The 21,150-nt window shown below is 44.2% G+C and carries 20 protein-coding genes; 7 read left to right on the top strand and 13 right to left on the bottom strand.

What is annotated here, in order from left to right:
* Positions 1–140 precede the first annotated feature (140 nt).
* Together GQF63_RS05245 and GQF63_RS05240 are read left to right on the top strand one after the other, a co-directional pair.
* Positions 141–776, top strand: a complete 636-nt coding sequence (locus GQF63_RS05245; RefSeq protein WP_160368062.1) for an HdeD family acid-resistance protein — start codon at positions 141–143, stop codon at positions 774–776.
* 392 nt (positions 777–1,168) lie between these two features.
* The gene (locus GQF63_RS05240) at positions 1,169–1,888 is read left to right on the top strand and encodes a superoxide dismutase (RefSeq protein ID WP_212592471.1); all 720 of its coding nucleotides are present in this window, start codon (positions 1,169–1,171) and stop codon (positions 1,886–1,888) included.
* Positions 1,889–1,926: 38 nt separating this feature from the next.
* Here GQF63_RS05240 and GQF63_RS05235 read toward each other — a convergent pair whose 3' ends face one another.
* The 6 genes from GQF63_RS05235 to folB all read right to left on the bottom strand — a co-directional run bounded on the left by GQF63_RS05235 (position 1,927) and on the right by folB (position 9,307).
* On the bottom strand, positions 1,927–4,980 hold the full coding sequence (locus GQF63_RS05235; RefSeq protein WP_160368061.1) for an efflux RND transporter permease subunit: 3,054 nt from the start codon (positions 4,978–4,980) through the stop codon (positions 1,927–1,929).
* Positions 4,981–4,988: 8 nt separating this feature from the next.
* Entirely contained in the window at positions 4,989–6,038 is a 1,050-nt protein-coding gene (locus tag GQF63_RS05230) for an efflux RND transporter periplasmic adaptor subunit (RefSeq protein WP_160368060.1), read from the bottom strand.
* Positions 6,039–6,042: 4 nt separating this feature from the next.
* Positions 6,043–7,407, bottom strand: a complete 1,365-nt coding sequence (locus GQF63_RS05225) for a TolC family protein (RefSeq protein WP_160368059.1) — start codon at positions 7,405–7,407, stop codon at positions 6,043–6,045.
* Positions 7,408–7,441: 34 nt separating this feature from the next.
* The gene (locus GQF63_RS05220; protein ID WP_212592470.1) at positions 7,442–8,083 is read right to left on the bottom strand and encodes a TetR/AcrR family transcriptional regulator; all 642 of its coding nucleotides are present in this window, start codon (positions 8,081–8,083) and stop codon (positions 7,442–7,444) included.
* Positions 8,084–8,223: 140 nt separating this feature from the next.
* Positions 8,224–8,667, bottom strand: a complete 444-nt coding sequence (locus tag GQF63_RS05215) for an Hsp20/alpha crystallin family protein (protein ID WP_160368057.1) — start codon at positions 8,665–8,667, stop codon at positions 8,224–8,226.
* Positions 8,668–8,941: 274 nt separating this feature from the next.
* Entirely contained in the window at positions 8,942–9,307 is a 366-nt protein-coding gene (gene folB, locus GQF63_RS05210; RefSeq protein ID WP_160368056.1) for a dihydroneopterin aldolase, read from the bottom strand.
* 78 nt (positions 9,308–9,385) lie between these two features.
* On the opposite strand from folB, the gene GQF63_RS05205 reads away from it, so the two are divergent.
* Positions 9,386–10,123 carry a 3-keto-disaccharide hydrolase gene (locus GQF63_RS05205; RefSeq protein WP_160368055.1) on the top strand — a complete coding sequence of 246 codons (738 nt, stop codon included), beginning with the start codon at positions 9,386–9,388 and terminating at the stop codon, positions 10,121–10,123.
* 42 nt (positions 10,124–10,165) lie between these two features.
* Here GQF63_RS05205 and GQF63_RS05200 read toward each other — a convergent pair whose 3' ends face one another.
* The 3 genes from GQF63_RS05200 to GQF63_RS05190 form a co-directional block, all read right to left on the bottom strand.
* Positions 10,166–11,674, bottom strand: coding sequence for a carbon-nitrogen hydrolase family protein (locus GQF63_RS05200; protein WP_160368054.1), 1,509 nt, complete (start codon positions 11,672–11,674; stop codon positions 10,166–10,168).
* Positions 11,675–11,965: 291 nt separating this feature from the next.
* The gene (locus GQF63_RS05195; RefSeq protein WP_160368053.1) at positions 11,966–12,286 is read right to left on the bottom strand and encodes a DUF3467 domain-containing protein; all 321 of its coding nucleotides are present in this window, start codon (positions 12,284–12,286) and stop codon (positions 11,966–11,968) included.
* Positions 12,287–12,341: 55 nt separating this feature from the next.
* On the bottom strand, positions 12,342–13,457 hold the full coding sequence (locus GQF63_RS05190; RefSeq protein WP_160368052.1) for a M42 family metallopeptidase: 1,116 nt from the start codon (positions 13,455–13,457) through the stop codon (positions 12,342–12,344).
* Positions 13,458–13,551: 94 nt separating this feature from the next.
* On the opposite strand from GQF63_RS05190, the gene lgt reads away from it, so the two are divergent.
* Positions 13,552–14,382 carry a prolipoprotein diacylglyceryl transferase gene (gene lgt, locus GQF63_RS05185; RefSeq protein WP_160368051.1) on the top strand — a complete coding sequence of 277 codons (831 nt, stop codon included), beginning with the start codon at positions 13,552–13,554 and terminating at the stop codon, positions 14,380–14,382.
* A gap of 44 nt (positions 14,383–14,426) precedes the next feature.
* Positions 14,427–15,626: a multidrug effflux MFS transporter gene (locus tag GQF63_RS05180; protein WP_160368050.1), complete on the top strand. Its 1,200-nt coding sequence runs from the start codon at positions 14,427–14,429 to the stop codon at positions 15,624–15,626.
* 53 nt (positions 15,627–15,679) lie between these two features.
* Here the strand turns inward: GQF63_RS05180 and aroQ are convergent, their stop codons facing one another.
* Both aroQ and GQF63_RS05170 read right to left on the bottom strand, forming a co-directional pair.
* Positions 15,680–16,099 carry a type II 3-dehydroquinate dehydratase gene (gene aroQ / locus GQF63_RS05175; protein WP_160368049.1) on the bottom strand — a complete coding sequence of 140 codons (420 nt, stop codon included), beginning with the start codon at positions 16,097–16,099 and terminating at the stop codon, positions 15,680–15,682.
* 33 nt (positions 16,100–16,132) lie between these two features.
* A complete protein-coding gene (locus GQF63_RS05170) occupies positions 16,133–17,770 on the bottom strand; it encodes a gliding motility protein RemB (RefSeq protein WP_160368048.1) in 1,638 nt (545 codons plus the stop codon).
* 187 nt (positions 17,771–17,957) lie between these two features.
* On the opposite strand from GQF63_RS05170, the gene GQF63_RS05165 reads away from it, so the two are divergent.
* Entirely contained in the window at positions 17,958–19,376 is a 1,419-nt protein-coding gene (locus tag GQF63_RS05165; protein ID WP_160368047.1) for a glycoside hydrolase family 125 protein, read from the top strand.
* A 64-nt stretch (positions 19,377–19,440) separates the two neighbouring features.
* On the opposite strand, the gene GQF63_RS05160 is transcribed toward GQF63_RS05165, so the two are convergent.
* Positions 19,441–19,692 carry a type II toxin-antitoxin system ParD family antitoxin gene (locus GQF63_RS05160; RefSeq protein WP_160368046.1) on the bottom strand — a complete coding sequence of 84 codons (252 nt, stop codon included), beginning with the start codon at positions 19,690–19,692 and terminating at the stop codon, positions 19,441–19,443.
* 158 nt (positions 19,693–19,850) lie between these two features.
* Here GQF63_RS05160 and murI point away from each other — a divergent pair, with 158 nt between their 5' ends.
* Entirely contained in the window at positions 19,851–20,699 is an 849-nt protein-coding gene (murI, locus tag GQF63_RS05155; RefSeq protein ID WP_246163321.1) for a glutamate racemase, read from the top strand.
* 27 nt (positions 20,700–20,726) lie between these two features.
* Here murI and GQF63_RS05150 read toward each other — a convergent pair whose 3' ends face one another.
* Complete coding sequence (locus GQF63_RS05150; protein ID WP_160368043.1) at positions 20,727–21,149, bottom strand: SufE family protein; 423 nt, start codon at positions 21,147–21,149, stop codon at positions 20,727–20,729.
* Position 21,150: the final 1 nt, after the last annotated feature.

Here is a 21,150-nt window from a genome sequence, read left to right as displayed (position 1 = left end):
GCTAAATTCCAAAAGATTAACCTAAACTAAAGTATCCAAATCGCAGGCTAAAATCCTTTATTATCCCTTTTTAATTAGCTACCTTTACTCAATTATTGACTTTTAAAACAATTTGTTCAAACATCTATTTCAACAGTATAATGGAAACGAATTTCATAAAGAGCATTAAAAGCTCCGTTAAACAATGGTATATCCCCTTAATTATCGGGATTTTACTGATTATCCTCGGCATTTACAGCATGGCCACCCCTTTGGCGTCCTACCTGGCTTTGACCACCATTTTCAGTATGTATTTTCTGATTTCGGGTTTGTTGGAGATTATTTTTGCGTTAAATAATAAAAATGAAATCGAAGGCTGGGGATGGTACCTTGCCGCCGGCATCTTAAATGCCCTCTTCGGTTGCCTATTACTTGGCAATCCTGCCATCTCGATGGCCACCCTACCCTTTGTGATCGGCTTTTATGCCCTGTTCAAATCCTTTCAAATGCTATCCATATCCATGGATATGAAAGCCTATGGCCTCCAAAACTGGGGCTGGATTACCGCCTTTAGCGTCATGGGGATTATCTTCAGTTTTATCTTAATTTGGAACCCGATTTTTGCGGGCATGACCTTGGTTATCTGGACCGGCTTGGCCATTATTTCGGCGGGCTTTGCCTCCATCGTGTTAGCCTTCCAATTAAAACGATTGAACCATATTGTCCATCATATTTCAGACGATTGGAAAGCACGCTATGAGCAATTGCGTCAGGAATTCTTCCAATCGAAGAAATAAACGGTATAGACTAGAAACTTAACATAAAATTTATTCCAAGAATCGCAGGACATCCTCCTGCGATTTCCTTTTTATGTACAAATGCCTTTCCTTTTCACTCCCTTATCCGCCCCCTTTGCCAAAGGCTTTCAAAGGGGAGTGAAAGGGAAGTGAAAGGGGAATGGAAGGGATCTAGCCAAAAGCATCCCTTTCGAAAATCGGGCGAAGGCCCGTTTAAAAAGGCGAAGGATGCCAGTCCCTGTTCGCCCAGCGCTTATCTTCAACCGCCAGCATCGCTTCTTTGCAACATCTTAATTATTTTACATTCATTTAATTAGATTTGTATGGTATAACAAGTATATTTAGCATTGAATTACAATAAAAACTTACGTGATTATAAAATCATAGCAATCATGAAAAATAGAAGAGATTTCATTAAAAGCAGTATGGGATTAGCAGCGGCGACTTTGCTAAGCCAATCGGCCTTCGCAACAGGATTAGCAGACGGCTTATTATCCGCTGAATTCCGCTTTACCCTAGAGCCTTTAGCCTACCCTTTCAATGCTTTAGAGGGTGCCATTGATGCCTTAACCATGGAAATTCACCATGGCAAACATTATGCAGCCTACGTAAACAATGCTAACGATGCCTTAAAAGCAGAAAACGTACAGGTAAAATCGGCAGAAGCCCTATTTGCTCAAATCGATAAATACAGTGCAAAATTAAGAAATAACGCAGGTGGCGCCTACAACCATGCCATGTTCTGGCGCTTGTTGCGCCCTGCAAAAGCCGACAACCAACCGAGCGGCGCCTTATTAAAAGCAATCAACAGCAGCTTCGGCAGTTTCGACAAATTCAAAGAAGAATTTGCGAAAGCAGCAACCGGTCAGTTTGGATCAGGTTGGGCTTGGTTGGTGGTTGATAAAGGCCAGCTAAAAATCGGCGGCACCCCGAATCAGGACAATCCATTAATGAAAGGCGTTGCCCTACAGGGCAAACCGATTTTAGGATTGGATGTTTGGGAACACGCATATTACTTAAACTACCAAAATAAGCGGGCCGATTATGTTAAAAACTTCTGGTCTATCGTAAATTGGGATCAAGTTGCAGCCTATTATACCCAGGCGAAATAAATAAAAAAAAGCTATCCGGATGCGGATAGCTTTTTTTCTTAGTCGGCTGTATCAATTTTGGGTGGAATAAGCTTGTAAACCACCGGCGTTACAATTCTGGACAATAAGGTGGAGCTTATGAGACCGCCAATCATGACGATGGCCAGTGGTGAAATCAAGGGATTGGATGACCAAGCAATAGGCATTAAACCACCGATGGCCGTTAATGACGTTAAAATAATAGGCAGGAATCGTAACTCTCCAGCCATTTCTATGGCCTTGTTCAATTCCATACCGTCTCGACGCAGCTGATTGGTAAAATCGACCAACAGAATGGTATTCTTCACTTCAATACCGGCCAGGGCCACAATACCGATAGTAGCTACGAAAGATAAGGTGTTCCCGGTGACCAATAAGGCCAACACGGCACCTACAATACCTAATGGAATGACCGATAAGACAATCAGGGTGCTTTTGAAGGTTTTAAATTCCAAAATCAATACCGCGATAAACATAAAAACGGTAATCATGATAATGGTTCCAAATCCGCCGAAGGCCATCTCTCTACTCTCTACCTCGCCGCCCATTTCATAGTTATAACCTGCCGGGAAAGGGAATTCATCCATCTGCTTGATGACGGCATTAATGACCTCATCGTTGCTGTAACCTTTCTGCACAAAAGAATTCACCGCAACGGTACGCTCCTTATCCTGATGGAAAATATTGGCAGGTGAAGGTTCAAACTCCAGGCTTGCCAATTGCTGTAGCGGTATGGCCTTTCCGGCAACATTATCCACAAATATGCCGGTTAAGGTAGCTAAGGATGCATGCTGCGGACGCGGCACCGAAACAACTAAAGCATAATCGTTATCGTCAGAAGTGGGGTCGGAATAGGTGCCCACCTCATGGCCCGCCAAGGCCACGCGAATGGTTTGGTCTATGGCCGAAGTGGGTACCCCAAGTGCCATGGCCTTTTCCCGATTGATGTTGACCTTAATATCGGTTTTATTGCTTTTTACCGGATTATTCACGTATTCAGCACCTGCAGTATTTTTCAACAATTCTTCTACCTGAGCCGCCATGGCCTGCAGGGTATCGAGGTTTTCGCCAAACAAACGAACCTCCACCGGTGAAATAATGGGCACGCCCTGTTCAAAATTGCGCACCTCAATTTTAGCACCTAGATAGGGTGTCCATTTCTTGCGGAGCTTTTCAATCAAGGCGATTTTTTCATGCGATTTCACATCCGGATGGAGCTGCACAAAAATATCTGCGTAAGATACATCTTCCCCACCTTGTTGCATATTGTAATATACCCGCGGGTTCCCTTTGCCTACATTGGAGGTGTAATATTTCACTTCGGCCATCCCTTTCAACTCCTGTTCAATCTGTTTGGTAATTTTATCGGTGGTCAAAATATTATCTTGCAATTCCCCATCAATATGAATCATAAACTGCGGTTTCTCCGAAGGCGGAAATAAGCTAAAGCCCACCAATGGAATCAGTGCCAAGGATGCTAAGAAAATGGCCAGCGCAATTAAGGTCGTTCTGCCGGGATGCTTCAGGGCTTTATCTAAAAACACGCCATAACTTTTATGAATCAGGCTTTGCATGCCGCGCAAAATAGCGTTTCCACCCTCATGTTCATGGGGTTTTAGCATCTTACTGGCTAAAAAGGGAACGACCAAGAGGGCGATTAACATGGAGCCGATGACCGAGGAAATTACGGCGATAGGCATGCTTCGGATAAACTCACCGGCCATTTCAGGCATAAACACCAGCGGCATAAAGGCAATGACCAAGGTGACCGTACAGCCCAATACCGCCAAAGCAATCTGTTCGGTTCCCTTTACGGCAGCTTCAAAACGGCTATAACCTTCGCGCATCCAGCGTTCGATGTTTTCCACCACCACAATACTATCGTCGACCACTAAGCCTAAGGCCACTACGAAACCCACAATGCTCAGCTGATTGAGGGAATAGCCAAAGGCATTCATAGCGATAACACCTAAGCCAAGCGACAAGGGTATGGCAATCATCACCACAATAGAAGCCCGGGTACCCAAGGGCAATAAGGTGATAAGCACCAGGCTGATGGCAATCATAAAGTCGATGCCAAGGCCACTGAGCCTGTTGTTTACATTTTCGGCTTGGTCAAAGTTCACAATTAGAGCTACATTGGCAGGTAAATCGGCCTTAAAGGCATCAATTACGGCTTGATATTCAACCTGTGTATCAGAAATATTCATCCCCACCTTTTGGGCGGCGTTTATCAGCACACATTGAAAACCATTCAAGCGCGTAATATGGGTTTGTGTTCCGAAGCTGGGGTAAACCTGCGCGACATCTTTCAGCAGGATGTTTTTGCCCTGCCCGGAGGCAATAATGGTATTGTTGATGTCGGCAATATCCTGGTAATTGCCCGAGCTTTTCACACTGTAACTCTTCGCTCCAGCGTTTACACTGCCTGCTGGGATGTTCTGGTTTTCCGCTTGAATAGCCTGAACAATTCGATTCATCGGGATGCCGAGTTCCGCTATTTTGGCTTGATCTAAATCGATGCGGATCTGTTGATCGGGTAGCCCCGAAATTTCCACCTCTTTCAAGGCTTTCACCTTTTCCAGGTTCTGCTTTAACTTATCGGCCAGCTGCTTCATGCTGCTTTGCGAAGCATTTTCAGAAACCAGCGCCAATTGAATAACCGATACGTTGGTAGGGTCAATCTTTTTGACTTCCATGCTGTAGATATTATCGGGCAATTCGGTTTGGGCTGCATTTAACTCGCGTACCAACTCCTGATATTTATCGTCGTAATCGGTTCCGTATTCAAATTCAACGAAAAAAGCGGCAACGGAATTATTAATACTGGTTTTAATGCGTTTAATATCGTCTAAGGCATAGAAGCGGGCCTCCAATGGTTTCACAATGAGTTGTTCCATGTCCTTAGGATTGGTTCCCGGATGAACAACAATAACAGGGAAGTTCACGGGTTTCATATCCGGATCTTCCGCCCGAGGCATGGTCAGTAGCGCCGAGGCAGCCACAACCATAATCATCAGCACCATGATTAAGGTGAACTGATAGTTTCTTATGGGGTATTTAATTAAGCTCATGTGGGGAATTATTTTTGTACGCGAATAGCCGATCCATTTTGTAGGTAAGGCGAACCGGAGATAATAATCGCCTGTGCTTGTTCCAATCCGGAAGATATCAATACCTCATCCTTCTCCATGTTCTGGATGCTAACCTTTTGTTTTTTGGCGGTTTTACCATCTTCAGTGATGAAAACATAGCCTTCTTTTCCATTTCCATCCAACAGGGAAGAAAAAGGAATACGCCAGCCTTGGGCATTCGTTTGCCCTTGGCTATAGATTTTTGATTTCCCAAAGACCCCAGATGCCAGCTTGCCGGCAGGTTTGCCCTGCAAGGCCAACTGTATGCTGAAGGTGCCGGATTGCGGATCTAGGCCTTCCGATTTCTTGAACACGTAGGCTTGCAAACTATCGTTAGGCAGTGCATCTGTTTGTATGATGGCTTTATCGCCCACTTTTAGGCGTGCCCATTGGCTATCGCTTACCCCTACCTTCAACAACCATTGCCCACTGCCGGCACCATTTACCTGCAACACCGGGGTGCCGGGGCCAACCACCTGACCCTCATTGGCCAATTTTGCCAATACAAAACCCGACACAGGCGAGTGGATCTGAGAAAATTGTTGGTTAAAGCCTACCGACTTCAAGTCTTCTTGAGCCACTGCTAAGGCTGTTTTGGCGTTCTGCAATTGCTCTAACGTGGCTACACTATCGCGGTATAGCTTACTGGCACGTTCATAATCTCTACGTGCTTTTTCAACCGATAAACGTACTTGCCCAGCCTTGGCATCAACCTCCGAGGTATGCACCGAGGCCAAAAGCTGGCCCTTACGTACCGCATCCCCCTCTTTAACCAGAATTTTTGCAATAACTCCCCCATTTTTAAAACCCAACAAAGTTTCATCATCGGTGCTGAACACCCCGGTGGCTTCAATAATTTGCTGCTCGCCGGTCGCCGTTAAGGGCATTAATTTCACGGGGATGGTATCTTGAACGGGTATGGCATTTTTACGCTCGGCTTGCTGACAGCTGCTGAAAAACAAGACCGAAAGGGCTATGCTGCTTATGATTAGTTTCATGAAGTTATTTTGTTAAGGGATAAGAGGCGTTTTCACGCTCGAACTTGGCCATGGCCGTTAATAATTTATTGGCAGCAATATTATGCGCCAATTGCGCATTGGTATATTGCGTACGCGAATCGATCGTTTCTAAATAACTGTTCACGCCTTCGTTGAAGCCACGTTGAATAAGGCGCTGATAGGTGGCCGCAGCCTCCAATTGCACCCGCGTGCTTTCATAGTTTTTGTGCGTACTCATTAGTTCATTTTGTGCCATTTGAGCCTTCAGCTCCAATTGGCGTTTGGCCTGTTGCAATTTATTCTGCGCCTCGGCAACGGCAATCTGACTCTCTTGAATCTTCAATCGGTTCCGATTACCCGCAAAAATAGGGATGCTGAGTTGGGCACCAACCATATAATACTGCGATTTACTGCTGACTTTCAAACCTTCGGCCTGCGAGCCTAAATCTAAAAAGGCATTCAGCTTGGGCACAAATACCTGCTTGTTCATATCTACCAGCGTTTCCTGAATCTGGATCTGATTCGTTAAGGTCTTCAGCTCTTCCCGGCCTTCAATGTTGACGTCGGCCTGCAAGGCTGCAGCGTGCAACTTTGAAATAGGCTGCGTAAATACCTGAATGGCTGCTTCCGGTTCCCGATTTAAAAGCGCATTAAAATAGAGCTGCGCATTCCGCACCAGCTGCTCGGCCTCCGCCAGCTTGGCTTCATGTTGCGCCATTTCAGCATTCGCACGGATGACATAGGCAGGAAGTCCCTTTCCGGCTTCCAACAATTTCTCATTCACGCGCTTCCCCTCCCCAGCCAGTTTTAGCGCATTTTTATAAATCGCTTGCCCATCTAATGCGCTGAGGTAATTGAAATAGGCAATCTTAATATCCTTCACCAATTCGCGCTGATAGGTTTCAATTTCTTGCTGGCTCATCTTGACGATCTGTTCCCGGATAACCCGGTTATGTTTTATATCGGTATTGATCAAGGGAACGGAGGTTCGGATTTTGGCATCGTAATAGTTTTTCGGTAGAAAGGTGATGGACTCGTTGGCGATTTGCGGGAAGGCCTGGGAACCGGTCAATTGGTTTAGGGTAGTATACACGGGGTTCAACATATCGCCAATGGGTAAGTCGATGGACCGACCGCCATCGGCATGTGAGTAGGTCAGGTCGAATTGAACATTGGGCAGGTACATACTCCGTGCAACCTCCAATCCGTTCAGGGCTTTCTTTAAAGAGAGTCCTTTCTCTTGCAGCACCAGGTTGCTATCCAAGCCTACACGAATATATTGATCCAACAGCTGCTCTTGCGCCGTGCCCGTTTGGATAAACAAGCCCATGAACAGGATGATCAATGGTGTGAGTAGCTTATTCTTCATTATTAACAGTGTTAAGTGATTCGCTAAAAAAATATTATTTAATCCGGTCTAGAAAGCTGATGTATTGCTCAAAGGTTTGGCTTACCAATTCCTTTGCGTTGAAATCGATAGCAAAAGTTTCCGTAATTTTTGATAGATGATGGGTTATATATAAGGTAACAAGGCCATGGACGGTGGACCAAGCTTGGAAAGCCAATAGCGAGGGATGCATGTTTGTAAATAGGCCTGCTGCCTGGCATTCTTGCACCGTACCGAGCAGAAAATCCAAAACCCGCTTGCCCTCTGGCCATTCTTCCTCTACACAGTGCATATCCAGGAAGGTCATAGGCTCCTTCATCATAAACATAACCTGGTAGTAATCGGGGTTTTGAAAGGCAAAATCAATGTAATTACGACCTATGGCTTTCAAGCGTTCAAAAGGGTTATCAACCGACATGAGGGCCATAAAACGATCGCGAAGCAATAGGAATCCTTCCTGATGCAAGGCATAGGCAATATCATTTTTATCACGGTAGTACAGGTAAATGGTTGTTGGGCTAAACCCAATCTCCTTGGCGATCTTTCGGATGGAGGTTGCTTCATAGCCCTCCTGCACAAAGAGCTTCTTGGCGGCTTCTAATATGGCCAACCGCAAATCCTCCCGATGCTTCTGTTTCTTTGCTTGGTTTTCTATCATGGCAAAACAAAACTACTTAACAGTGTTAAGTAAATAAAAATGAAAGAACATAAATGACAATTAAACGACAAAAGGGAAGGAAAATAAAAAAGGGGCAGCACGTAAGTGCTACCCCTATCAACTAACCACAACTAATCTTATTACTTAACCTCTATAAGTCTCTTTGCAACGATCGCTTCTTCTTTTTTGCCGATTTTAATATCCAATACGCCATTTTCATAGGCTGCATCAATATTAGAATAATCAACTACCTCTGGTAAAGTGAAGGATCTGGAGAAGGTTGAATAGCTAAATTCTTTTTTGCTATATACTTTGCCTTCTTCTACTTTTTCTTCTTGCTTTTCAACAGAAATCGTGATAATGTTTTTATCTACATTGATCTTGAAGTCTGATTTTTGTAAGCCTGGTGCTGCTACTTCGATGTTGAATGCATCAGCAGACTCTGTAATGTTTACTGCAGGAACGCGGGTAACCAAACGATCGGAAATAAATGAATCGTTGAACAGGTTATCAAACACATTGTTTACGAATGGGTTCACTGCATCGGTGTTGTAAGATTTTCCAGGTAACTTAATTAATGCCATGTTTTATTCCTCCTTATTTATTAATATTTTATGTTTTGCATTGTTATACATCTTCCTTGGTTCAACTTACGTACCAAGGGAAAAAACGAGGAATAAGCAGTCATTTTGACATTACCGAAGGCTTTTTAGCTGTCAAAAAGTCGGCTTAATCGTAATGTACCGCGAATTCCTCCATTGTATTAGTAACGTTGGGGATGGAAAAATGATATACTGCAAGTTGCTTTTCATGAATAAATAGGAAAAACACCTGAAGGAAGAAATAGGAAAATGGGACTTAGCGTTTGAACGAAAGGCTAACCACGGAGTTGGCTAAATCGCCTCCGAAGGGGGGATTCATCTTTTTGATGCGCACCTCCGCCTCTTCAATATAGGCATAGCCTTCCAAGAGTTTGTTTAGGATATCCTCCGCGGCCGACTCCAGGAGCTTGCGCCTAGGGCTCATCACCTCGTTCAAAATGCGGTAAAGATCTTCGTAATTGAGGGTATTCTCAATATTCTCGGCATCCGGATTCTTGAACGGAAAGCTAACGGATACATGCACAAAAAACTCATTCCCTAAGAGTTGCTCTTCCTCATAAAATCCGATAGGTGAAAAAAAACGAACATCTTCGAGTGCAATTTTCTGTGTGATCTGCGCCATAGTAACAATTATTTTAGCTTTTGTAGAACATTAAAATTAGACATAATTTCTTATATTAACCTAAAATAACTTAAACCTATGTCGAAGTATTGCATTTTATTAACCTTTATGGCTAGCGCCTTTTATGCGCAGGCGCAAACAGAATTTAAACCCCAAGACACTGAATTTTACGAGCCTGTTCCGCGTGTGGTAACTACCCGAGCGCATGCCGCCCCCAGTGATGCTATTGTCTTATTCGATGGTAGCAACCTGAACGAATGGGTAAGCGAAAAGGATAAAAAGAGCCCCGCCCCCTGGACGGTGCATAATAAGGTGTTAACGGTAAAGCCAAAAACAGGTGGCATTGAAACCAAACGCAGCTTTGGCGATGTGCAACTGCACCTGGAATGGAAAAGCCCGGAAACCATAAAAGGGGAAGGCCAAGGCCGTGGAAATAGTGGTGTGTTTCTGGCTGGTGGCCTGTACGAGATTCAGGTTTTAGATAATGACGATAACAAGACCTATGTAAACGGACAAGCAGGAAGCTTGTATAAGCAGAATCCACCTTTGGTGGAAGCCCGCAAACCCGAAGACGGCTGGCATACTTATGATATTATTTATACGGCACCGCGATTTAACAAAGACGGACACCTGATAAAAAGAGGCCTGCTGACCGTATTGCATAATGGGGTTTTAGTGCAAAATAACACCGAAATTCAAGGCCCTACGCGCTATATCGGTATTCCGCAGATTAAAGCTCATGGCCCAGGACCTATATCGCTACAAGATCATGGCGACTTGGTGAACTTCCGAAATATTTGGGTAAGAGAATTGTAAACCCAATAAAGAAGCCCGCTGTTGTTGCGGGCTTTTTGATGTTTATTTAAGTAGTTTCACTTCGTAGAGGTCTTTTCGTCTATCGCGTAAAAGCTTCACGGTACCATATTCGTTAAGGTCTTTTAAGGCGTATAAATCCACATCCGCAATCAGCACCATCTCGGTGTTGGGCGTTGCTTCGGCCTTGATCGCATTGTTCGGGAAAGCAAAATCGGATGGGGTAAACACAGCAGACTGCGAGTACTGTATATCCATGTTGTTTACCCGCGGCAAGTTCCCTACCGACCCAGCAATCGCTACATAACACTCATTCTCGATGGCACGCGCTTGTGCACAGCTTCTCACCCGGATATAACCATTCTGCGTATCGGTCATGTAAGGGACAAATAGAATCTGCATCCCTTGATCGGCAAGGATACGGCTAAGTTCCGGGAACTCCACATCATAACAGATCAACAGTCCGACCTTTCCACAGTCGGTATCAAACACCCGAACTTCACTACCACCCGCAAGGCCATAGTATTTAAGCTCATTTGGGGTAATGTGAATCTTCTTATAGGCATCCAAACTACCGTTACGATGGCATAAGTAGGACACATTATAGAGTTTTCCACGCTCCATTAAAGGCATGGAACCGGAGATGATATTGACGTTGTAAGACACCGCAAACTGCTGGATCTTATCGATAATTTCCTTGGTATGCTCGGCCAGTTTTTCCATGGCCATACGCTCTGGCAGCTCGTTGTAAGGGCTCATCAATGGCGTATTGAAGAACTCCGGAAACATAATAAAGTCTGTTCCGTAATCACTTACGGTATCCACAAAGAACTCCACTTGATCATAGAACTCCTGCAAGTCTTTAAACAGACGCATTTGCCATTGCACCAGACCTAATCGGATGGTCTTCTTGGTTGCCGAATAAGATGGGGTATTAGGCTCGTAATAAATGTTATTCCATTCCAGTAAAGTAGCCACTTCTTTTGATTCGGTGTCCTCTGGCAAATAATTCTTTAGGATTTTCTTAACATGGAAATCATTGGACAACTGGAAGGTTAGGGTCGGATCGTAGATCTCCTTGCGCTTCACCTTCTCGATGTAGGTGCGCGGCGTCATATTATCCGAGTAATTATGGTAATTCGGGATGCGACCACCAGCGACGATACGCTGCAGGTTCATCTGCTCACAAAGCTCCTTACGCGCATCGTAAAGCCGACGTCCTAAACGTAAGGAACGAAAGTCAGGGTGCACAAACACCTCGATACCATACATGGTATCCCCTTGATAATCATGCTTATCAAACTTTCCATCATCAATAATGGAATAATATTTATCGTAAATATTAGTCTTTGCAGAGTCAACAATAATGGATAAGGCACAAGCCACAACCTTGCCGTCCACTTCCACGGCAATCTGCCCTTCCGGGAAGATATCAATCAGGTCTACAATATTTTCCTTGGTCCAAACATCACCTAAGCCATGGTAGGCTTCCTCCATAGAAATCTTTAAATCCTTGTAATCTTTCTTACTAAGGGTTCTTACTTTAATATCCATATATAATTTGATTGCATAGCGATTTCCAGCAATTTGCTATGATACCCAAAGATATGCAAATCCCATTCCAATATTTAGTCAGAAGAGCGTAGAAAGAATCTGGAAGGCGATAATATTTAAAAACCGGAGATTTCCAAAGACTTTCGAAGGATGCTTTTATAAAAACTTTGCGTAGCCTTCCTCGATTTAACAGCATAGAAAAGGCGCAGCTAAGCCGCGCCTTTTCTATGCTAGGGAGATCCGCTATACTTTCCTATCTCAAATCTCCTATCTCCAGTCTAAAGATTGTATCTATGCTTCCCCTTTAGGGCCGCCAAAGTTTAGCGGAAATGCAACGTCTTTAGAGTCGATTTTGCCATTCAGGCTTTCGAAACGTTGGATATTATCTTGCAGGGCACCCATGAGGCGCTTTGCATGCTCTGGTGTCAACACGATTCTAGACTTCACTTTGGCTTTCGGAACTCCGGGCATAATGCGCACGAAGTCGATGACAAACTCGGTGTTAGAATGGGTGATGATGGCCAGGTTGGAATATACCCCTTCGGCAATTTCCTCACTCAATTCTATGCTGATTTCCTGCCCTTCCGGGTTGTTTAAATTATTGTCTTCCATGGGTTTATTTTACTATTTATTGCTATCTTTTTTTATTTACTAGGGGCACTGTTGTTTATTTACTGAAGGAACGGAAGTCCTGATCTTTCTCTATAGACAGCAATACCTCATAAATAAGCTTAATCACATTGTCTACATCTTCCTTATGCACCATCTCTACCGTAGTATGCATATAACGCAATGGCAAGGAAATCAAGGCAGATGGTACGCCTCCATTGGAGTACGCGAAAGCATCCGTATCTGTTCCCGTATAGCGTGATGAGGCCTGACGTTGAATAGGAATATTATTCTTCTGGGCTACTTCGATGAGCTGTCTGTTTAAGTTGATCTGTACAGCCGGCGCGTATGACACGACAGGGCCTTTCCCACAGGCTAAGTCGCCTTGAGTAACCTTATTGATCATCGGGGTATTGGTATCATGCGTCACATCGGTTACTATGGCTACATTCGGCTTGATGTATTGGGCTATCATCTCGGCACCGCGTAATCCGATTTCCTCTTGCACGGAATTCACGATGTATAATCCAAATGGCAGCTTTTGCTTGTTCTCTTTTAATAAGCGGGCAACTTCCGCAATCATGAAGCCTCCGGCTCTGTTATCTAGGGCGCGACCCACATAATAACGGTCGTTTAGCACCATAAATTCATCTTCGTAAGTCACTACGCAGCCTACATGGATACCCAACTCTTCCACTTCCTCTTTGGAGGTGCAGCCGCAATCGAGAAAGATATTCTTTAAAGTTGGGGCTTCCTCCTTTTCGCCGGAGCGCGTATGGATAGCCGGCCATCCGAAAACAGCTTTCACAATTCCCTTATCTGTATGAATATTTACCCGTTTAGAAGGCGCGATTTGATGATCAGAACCACCATTACGAATCACATAGATTAAGCCATCCTTGGAGATGTAGTTCACAAACCAGGAGATTTCATCGGCATGTGCTTCAATTACCACCTTATAGGAAGCCTTCGGATTAATAATCCCTACAGCAGTGCCATAACTATCGATATAAGTATCATCTACATAAGGTTTGATATAGTCGAGCCACATGCGTTGCCCAGCCCATTCGAAGCCGGTTGGCGAAGGGTTGTTAATATATTTTTCAAAAAAGGCTAATGACTCTTTGGTTACTACGGATTTTGTTAAATCCTCTTGGATCTTCTTTTTTGCCATGGTATTCTAATTAATCCTTGCAAATTAAGTATTTCCGCAATTTTCCCAAAAATAAAATCCGAAACCTTATATTTACCGAACATTTAAAACCATTATGCAGGATTTATTAAGTTATATTATTTGGGATCCCAAACCTGAAATCTTTAAAATAGGCTCTTTTGGTCTTCGCTATTATTCCTTATGCTGGCTGCTTGCCTTCGCTGTTTCTTACTACTTTATGTTGAAAGTCTTTAAGCGCGAAGGGAAGTCTCAAGATCTTTTGGACAAGCTTACGATTTACATTTTCGTGGGTACCTTAATTGGTGCACGCTTGGGTCACTGTTTGTTTTACGACTTCGCTTATTATAAGGATCATATCCTTGAAATATTTATTCCATTCCAGAAAGATGCTTCCGGCAACTGGCACCTGACAGGCTTTACGGGGCTGGCCAGTCATGGTGGCGCCATAGGTATTCTAACGTCCTTATGGCTATTCTCCCGGAATACGAAAACCGACTTCATGTGGATAACCGACCGTTTGGTACTCGTCGTGCCGATTGCAGGCGCCTTTATCCGCTTAGGAAACTTCTTCAACTCGGAGATGATCGGGAACCCGTCGGAACTTCCTTGGGCCATCATCTTCTCTAACATCGACAATATTCCGCGCCATCCGGCGCAAATGTACGAGGCCATTGCCTACGTTATTATCTTTATCATCATGTGGATGCTGTACCAAAAGAATCAAAATCCTGTACCGGGCAAACTTTTCGGCATTTTCTTGATTCTCTTATTTGGGGCTCGTTTTGTTATCGAGTATGTGAAAATAGACCAGGTAGACTTTGAGGCAGGTATGCTTATCAATATGGGACAAATCCTCAGCATCCCGTTCATCCTTCTTGGAATATTTTTGTTACTTCGAAAACCGAAGCCGGTTAAAAGCAAATAAAACACTAATTTTGCCCTCCCCATCAGGAGGGCATTTTTTATACCATGCAGCAACTCAAGAACAACCGTAAAGTCACTTTATTGATCTTAGGCCTACTCTCGGCCATTGGCCCTTTTTCCATCGACATGTATCTGCCGGCCTTTGAAAACATCGCCGCCGATTTCAATAGTCCCTTGGAAAAGGTACAATTATCACTCACCAGTTTCTTTATCGGGATTGCTTTCGGACAGATCATCTATGGGCCATTGCTCGATAAGTATGGCCGCAAGAAGCCCCTGCTCGTGGGCTTAGCCATCTATTTTATAGCCTCCCTGCTGTGTGTCTTTACCCGCGATATCAACCACCTTATTTTTCTACGCTTTCTACAGGCCTTAGGAAGTTGTGGCGGTATGGTGGGCGCCCGTGCGATGGTGACCGATTATTACAACAGCCGGGAGGCCGCCAGGGTATTCAGCTTGCTGATGCTGGTGATCGGGATCTCTCCCATCTTAGCGCCCAGTGCTGGTGCCATGCTATTAAACTACCTCGACTGGCATTATATCTTTCTTATTCTGGCCTTTATGGCGCTGGCTATCTTTATGGCGACCCTATTTTTGCTGCCGGAATCTTTCCAAGGCAACAAGGACTTATCCTTGGCACCAAAATCCATTGTCAAAACCTTTTGGACCGTTCTGAGCAATAAGGTCTTCATTACCTATTGTTTAATAGGCTCCATTGCGTCCTCGGGCACCTATGCCTACCTCGCAGGCTCCTCCTTCGTTATCCAGAAGAACTTTGGATTAACCAAGAGCGAGTATGGTTTAGCCTTTGCTTTCGTGGCCTCGGCCATGGTATTGGCCACCCAATTAAACCGCTGGTTCCTGAAAAAATGGACAAGTGCCGAAATTTCTAAATGGGCCAATATCTGGCAGGCCTTTATCGGAATCTGTATGGTATCGGTGTTAAGCCTCAACCTATTGACTCTACCGGTATTATTAGCGCTGATTTTCTTTTTCCTATTCGGGTATGGTTTTATCTTCCCGAATACCTCAGCCATTGCGCTATCGCCGATGCGACAACTGGCGGGCAGCGCTTCTGCCCTCTTGGGTTGCATGCAGATGGCCTTAGGCGCCTTCTCCTCGGGCATGGTCAGTTTTCTACATAATGAAACCCCATGGCCCATGTTATCGGTGATGTGTGCGGGAGCTCTTATTTCCTTGACCCTGCATCTGATTGCAAGACGGAAAGTAAAAGTTGACCTATAAAGAAAGCGGGCATGAAATCATGCCCGCTTTTTGTATCTGTATAGTTGCTTTACCTAGATAAAGCTTTCAATGCCTAATCGATAACTATCGAGTCCAAAGCCCAGGATAACACCTTTACAGCTTTTGGAAAGGTAAGAATGATGTCTGAACGATTCCCGTTGGTGCACATTGGAAATATGCACTTCCACCACCGGCGTATTAATGGCCGCAATGGCATCGGCAATAGCAACCGAGGTATGCGTATAAGCACCGGCATTTAACACCACCCCATCCAGGCTAAAACCCACTTCATGCAATTTATCGATGATAAATCCTTCGGTATTGCTTTGAAAGTAAGTCAGCTCCACCTGATCGGCATAGCGTGCTTGCAGGCTTTTGAAATACGCATCAAACGACTGGTCGCCATAGATGCTTTTCTCTCTTACCCCCAGCAGGTTTAAATTAGGGCCGTTAATAATCAATATTCTTTTCATATGTATGCTTAATCCAATAAAGATAAAACAATCCTACATATCTCCATAGAAATTACGGAAAGTAGTCCGCAATCCTACATTAAAGACCCCAGATTTCTGGGTTGCTGCATCCTCCACCTTGTTATAGCGTTGGGTATAGCCCACTTCCAGGCGTAGGTTATATTTCGGATTCAACACATAGGCTGCTTTAAAGTCGGCATAATACAGGTTGTTTTTCACCCCCTGTCCAATTTTATTGCCATAGGTATTAGGTGCAGAGTTATACGATTGAAAGATATCGCCACCCCAGTTAAGGTATCCTGTAGGTGTCAATTCATCGGTTCCATACATACTGTAAAGGCCTTGCAAGGAGAAGTCGAAGCGATTCCAGGAATAGTTCGCAATACCGAGTAATTCGCGGAAGTTGGCACCACGAGGATGCGCCAATGGCTCGCCCCGATTACTATAGTTCGATATCGAAACATAATGCTGATAGGTATACGGACGAACCAGGTTATACTCACCCAACACATTCAGGTTTCTTACGCCAAAGATGTTGAAAGCCTTGGCACCAATTTGTGCACCCCATTTATTGTGCACATAGCCATTGCTCGAGAAAAATTCCTTTGCGGTAAATTCACCCAATAAGAATTGTCCGTACACAGTCGCATTATCAAGCACTTTATATTTGGCATTTAAGCCCAAGAACATCTTATCTGGTGACGAACGGTTGGAGTTTTCTACCGGGCGTAGGAAAATCACCGGATTCAGGTAGTTAAAGTCGAAGCCACGGTGTCCGGCCTCATTCCGATTGGCCCAGGTCACGGCCTGAAAGAAGCCAACAGACAAGCGGTTGGTTACATTATAATCTAAGAACTGAAATGCCCCCCATTTGATACCATCGCCGAAGCGGCCTCCCGAGTTCAGGGAATCCACGCGCGGGTTTGTAGGATCCAGCATATACGCCCATATAGAGGTATATTGCACATTACCGATTTTACCGGTAAATTTCAGATGCGCGTAATTTGAGGAGAAATCAGACAAGAGCAAGGAACGGTAACCATCGCCGATAAAATTCTTATCGTAGGCTAAGGTTGCTTGGAAATAATCGCTAAAGTCATAAGTCAAATTTGCGGTGGCATACATCCAATCTTTTTCCCTTCCTTGGTGGTTTTTAGACTGTGCTTGCCCCGGCACTATCATCGTGCGGGCAATATAATTGTCGATATGTTCAGGAAAAACCGCCTGATTTTCAAAAAAGTTACCGTAGAAGGTAAACTTCTCGCCAATGGTTACACCGGCTTGAAGACCCCGCGTATTGGTCCATGTCGTTCTTTTATCCGGTGAAATCACCTCCGATCCGATCTGAAAATCGCCCAAGGCATCCAAATAAAAGGTATGGTCTTCCTTTTCCACTTGAATTAAATGCTCGTTAAAAAGCTTCCGCATAATCCACTTATCGGAAGAACTTGCATGCAAGGATTCAATGGAGTCTAATTTTTCCAACAGGCGCCCTTTAAAAAGGGTTGGTTTGGAGGACGTATGGTATCTTGTGTACGGAGAATAGAGCTCCTCATTTAACTTTTGGTATTGTTGGTAAGAATAGGGTTGGCTTCTCACCTGTGCTTGCAATGAACTCCCTGCCGCTAAAAAAAGCAGGGCGGTCAACGCACCTGATATATTATGTTTCATATAATCCTGAAGGTGTTTGGAGGTTATCGTATCAAATATTATTCCTAAAACCTTGTAAAGGTAGGTATTAATTTTTAATGGGGATTTGACCCAACTTAATCTCTTGCTAAATCGATTAGTTCTTTTGTTAATCGTGCACAATTTGTATCTTGCTAGGGCAAAATTATAAATCTACATACTATACGATATGAAACGACGACTATTTATACAACAGAGTGCCCTATTGGGAGCAGGGCTGCTCAGTAGTAAACTTTCCTTCGCGGGAGGGTCTACCTTTCCCAGTGTTCGGGTTGCCGAAAAGGATAGACATTTCCGTAGCAAGGTGATTGAAGACATGATTACAGAATTCCAAAAGCAAGTTGCTGACAAGGAATTAGGCTGGTTGTTCAACAACTGTTTACCCAACACGTTGGACACCACCGTATACGATGAAACCAAAGGCAATCGCCAACTGACCTACGTGATTACTGGCGATATTGATGCCATGTGGTTGCGCGACAGTAGTGCACAGGTGTGGCCCTACCTGGCCTTTATGAAAAAAGACCGCAAGCTGCAGAATTTGGTATTAGGCCTCATTAACAAGCAAGCCGAGTGTATCTTGATAGACCCTTATGCAAATGCCTTCTACAACGACCCGACCAAGAAAGGCGAATGGTTTTCAGACCATACCGCTATGAAACCGGGATTGCATGAGCGTAAATGGGAGATTGACTCGCTATGTTACCCGACACGATTGGCTTACCATTATTGGAAATTAACGCAGGACGAAACGCCTTTCGACGATACCTGGGTAAAATCTCAAGAGTTGATCTACAAAACCTTTGTGGAACAACAACGGAAAGAAAATTTAGGGCCCTATAAGTTTGAGCGCACCACCGCACGCGGAACCGACACCTTGCAGGTTGATGGTTACGGCTACCCGGTAAATCCTGTCGGACTTATTGTATCCAGTTTCCGCCCATCCGACGATTGCAGCATCTTCCCTTTCCTGATTCCTTCGAATCTGTTTGCGGTAGTCAGCCTACGGCAATCGGCAGAGATCATGCGCAAGGTGAAAAAGAACAATGCCCTGGCCGAGAAATATGAAGCCCTAGCGAATGAGGTGGAAAAAGCCGTACAGCAATATGGCATCGTGGATCATCCGGTACATGGACGCATCTATGCATTCGAGGTAGATGGCTTTGGTAGCTATTTAATGATGGATGATGCGAATGTGCCTAGCCTATTGGCCCTACCCTATTTAGGGGCAGTCGATGTAAACGACGAAGTATATCAACGCACGCGCGCCTTTATTTTATCGGAGAAGAATCCATTTTTCTTTAAGGGTACAGCCGGCGAAGGTATTGGTGGGCCGCATATTGGCCGCGATATGATTTGGCCGATGTCTATCATCATGCGTGCTTTCACCTCCACAGACGATGCGGAAATTAAAAAATGCGTGCAGATGTTAAAAACCACCCATGGGGGCACGGGTTTTATGCATGAGAGTTTCCATAAAGACGATCCTAAAAAATTCACCCGCCATTGGTTTGCCTGGACAAATACCTTATTCGGGGAATTGATGTGGAAGCTCTACAAAGAAAAACCACATTTATTAAAAGCATAACACCTAAGAAAGCCCGCGGACAAGCGGGCTTTCGCATTTAGGTATATCGTGTAAATCCTTTCGGTTAGTCTGTATTTTTACTTTTCTGGCGCATGCCAGCCACGAAAGATTCCCGGGAAAAATCAGTGTTCCAGCGGTCTTCCTCCTCAGGCTTAAAGGCCTGTTTCATTTCTTTTTTATGGTCTTGTGTACTTTTCAACAACTTCAGCGCCGCTTTAAGTACGGCGGCAGCATCCACGAAGTTGCCTGCTTTTACCTGTTCTTGAATAAAGGCCTGCCATTCTGCTTCGAGAACTATTCTATTTTGCTGGCTCATTTTAAATTTACAATTAACGAAAATAAATATAAGTAAAAAGAAAATGATATAAGAATATTTTGGATGAACTTTAGGTTAGCTTTTTGCGAATTCTTCCTACATAGCCATAATTCTTAATATCTTTGCCCCGTGGAAGCCGAATAAAAAATAAGAGCTTTATGCGAAAACCTTCTACCAGCACCATGAGCAAAACGACAACAGCAGGGCCAATAGGCATTTTTGATTCCGGTTATGGCGGACTAACCGTTTTCAAAGAAATCCATAAACAATTAAGCGAGTACGACTATATCTACCTCGGCGATAACGCCCGGGTTCCTTATGGTACACGCTCCTTCGAAACTGTATATGAATTCACCAAACAATCGGTGTTCAAACTCTTCGATATGGGCTGCAACTTGGTGATTTTGGCCTGCAATACGGCCTCTGCGAAAGCCTTGCGCAGCATTCAGCAGCACGATTTACCGCCCGGCAAGAAGGTATTGGGGGTCATCCGTCCGACTTCCGAAATTGTCGATCAATTTACCACAACGAATGCCGTAGGTATTCTGGCTACTCAGGGCACGGTGAACTCCGAATCCTATGTCATTGAAATCAATAAATTCCATCCCGATATTAACGTCTATCAACATGCTTGTCCGTTTTGGGTTCCTTTGGTAGAAAATAACGAACTGGATAGTAGCGGCGCGCATTATTTCGTGAAACAAGATATCGAGGAATTGCTTGCTCAGGCGAAAAACATCGATACCATCCTGTTGGCTTGTACCCATTACCCCCTATTGCTTCCTGTCATCCGGCAGTACGTACCGGAAGGCATACAGATTATATCGCAGGGCAAATTAGTAGCCGATAGTTTAGTTGATTATTTAAAAAGACATCCCGAGGTTGAGGAACAGTGTAGTAAGGGTAAACAGCTTGCCTTTTACACCACCGACAATGCCGAGGACTTCAACAGCAAAGCGGAGATTTTCTTTGGCAAGAAAATCCAATCACAAAGTATAAAATTATAAAAGGCAGTTCTCACTGCCTTTTCTTTCTTAAACCCCTTTGGCTTGAAAAGCCAGGGCATATAACTTCATCTGTTTCACCATGGCCAATAAACCATTGGCACGTGTAGGCGAAAGATGTTCTTTCAACCCAATTTGCTCAATAAAGTACAACTCGGTTTCCGCAATCTCTTTGGGGGTATGGCCCGATAGCACTTTCACCATCAAGCTCACCAATCCTTTGGTAATCACCGCATCAGAATCTGCCGTAAAATACAGCTTATCGCCTTTAATTTCCGGGAAAAGCCACACTTTAGATTGGCAACCCTTAATAATATATTGGTCTTGTTTATTTGCTTCGTCAATCAAAGGCAATTCCTTACCCAATTGGATGATGTACTCGTACTTCTCCATCCAGTCTTGGTAGAAAGCAAAGTCATCGATCAATTCATCTTGTATTTCGTTAATCGTCATA

Source organism: Sphingobacterium humi (genome assembly GCF_009768885.1).
Lineage (GTDB): Bacteria > Bacteroidota > Bacteroidia > Sphingobacteriales > Sphingobacteriaceae > Sphingobacterium > Sphingobacterium humi.
This window is presented reverse-complemented; position numbering and strand designations above follow the sequence as displayed.

Excerpts from the sequence above, each read along its gene's own strand:
- GQF63_RS05245 (WP_160368062.1), top strand. The coding sequence starts at position 141 with ATGGAAACGAATTTCATAAAGAGCATTAAAAGCTCCGTTAAACAATGG.
- GQF63_RS05240 (WP_212592471.1), top strand. The coding sequence starts at position 1,169 with ATGAAAAATAGAAGAGATTTCATTAAAAGCAGTATGGGATTAGCAGCG.
- GQF63_RS05235 (WP_160368061.1), bottom strand. The coding sequence starts at position 4,980 with ATGAGCTTAATTAAATACCCCATAAGAAACTATCAGTTCACCTTAATC.
- GQF63_RS05230 (WP_160368060.1), bottom strand. The coding sequence starts at position 6,038 with ATGAAACTAATCATAAGCAGCATAGCCCTTTCGGTCTTGTTTTTCAGC.
- GQF63_RS05225 (WP_160368059.1), bottom strand. The coding sequence starts at position 7,407 with ATGAAGAATAAGCTACTCACACCATTGATCATCCTGTTCATGGGCTTG.
- GQF63_RS05220 (WP_212592470.1), bottom strand. The coding sequence starts at position 8,083 with ATGATAGAAAACCAAGCAAAGAAACAGAAGCATCGGGAGGATTTGCGG.
- GQF63_RS05215 (WP_160368057.1), bottom strand. The coding sequence starts at position 8,667 with ATGGCATTAATTAAGTTACCTGGAAAATCTTACAACACCGATGCAGTG.
- folB (WP_160368056.1), bottom strand. The coding sequence starts at position 9,307 with ATGGCGCAGATCACACAGAAAATTGCACTCGAAGATGTTCGTTTTTTT.
- GQF63_RS05205 (WP_160368055.1), top strand. The coding sequence starts at position 9,386 with ATGTCGAAGTATTGCATTTTATTAACCTTTATGGCTAGCGCCTTTTAT.
- GQF63_RS05200 (WP_160368054.1), bottom strand. The coding sequence starts at position 11,674 with ATGGATATTAAAGTAAGAACCCTTAGTAAGAAAGATTACAAGGATTTA.
- GQF63_RS05195 (WP_160368053.1), bottom strand. The coding sequence starts at position 12,286 with ATGGAAGACAATAATTTAAACAACCCGGAAGGGCAGGAAATCAGCATA.
- GQF63_RS05190 (WP_160368052.1), bottom strand. The coding sequence starts at position 13,457 with ATGGCAAAAAAGAAGATCCAAGAGGATTTAACAAAATCCGTAGTAACC.
- lgt (WP_160368051.1), top strand. The coding sequence starts at position 13,552 with ATGCAGGATTTATTAAGTTATATTATTTGGGATCCCAAACCTGAAATC.
- GQF63_RS05180 (WP_160368050.1), top strand. The coding sequence starts at position 14,427 with ATGCAGCAACTCAAGAACAACCGTAAAGTCACTTTATTGATCTTAGGC.
- aroQ (WP_160368049.1), bottom strand. The coding sequence starts at position 16,099 with ATGAAAAGAATATTGATTATTAACGGCCCTAATTTAAACCTGCTGGGG.
- GQF63_RS05170 (WP_160368048.1), bottom strand. The coding sequence starts at position 17,770 with ATGAAACATAATATATCAGGTGCGTTGACCGCCCTGCTTTTTTTAGCG.
- GQF63_RS05165 (WP_160368047.1), top strand. The coding sequence starts at position 17,958 with ATGAAACGACGACTATTTATACAACAGAGTGCCCTATTGGGAGCAGGG.
- GQF63_RS05160 (WP_160368046.1), bottom strand. The coding sequence starts at position 19,692 with ATGAGCCAGCAAAATAGAATAGTTCTCGAAGCAGAATGGCAGGCCTTT.
- murI (WP_246163321.1), top strand. The coding sequence starts at position 19,851 with ATGCGAAAACCTTCTACCAGCACCATGAGCAAAACGACAACAGCAGGG.
- GQF63_RS05150 (WP_160368043.1), bottom strand. The coding sequence starts at position 21,149 with ATGACGATTAACGAAATACAAGATGAATTGATCGATGACTTTGCTTTC.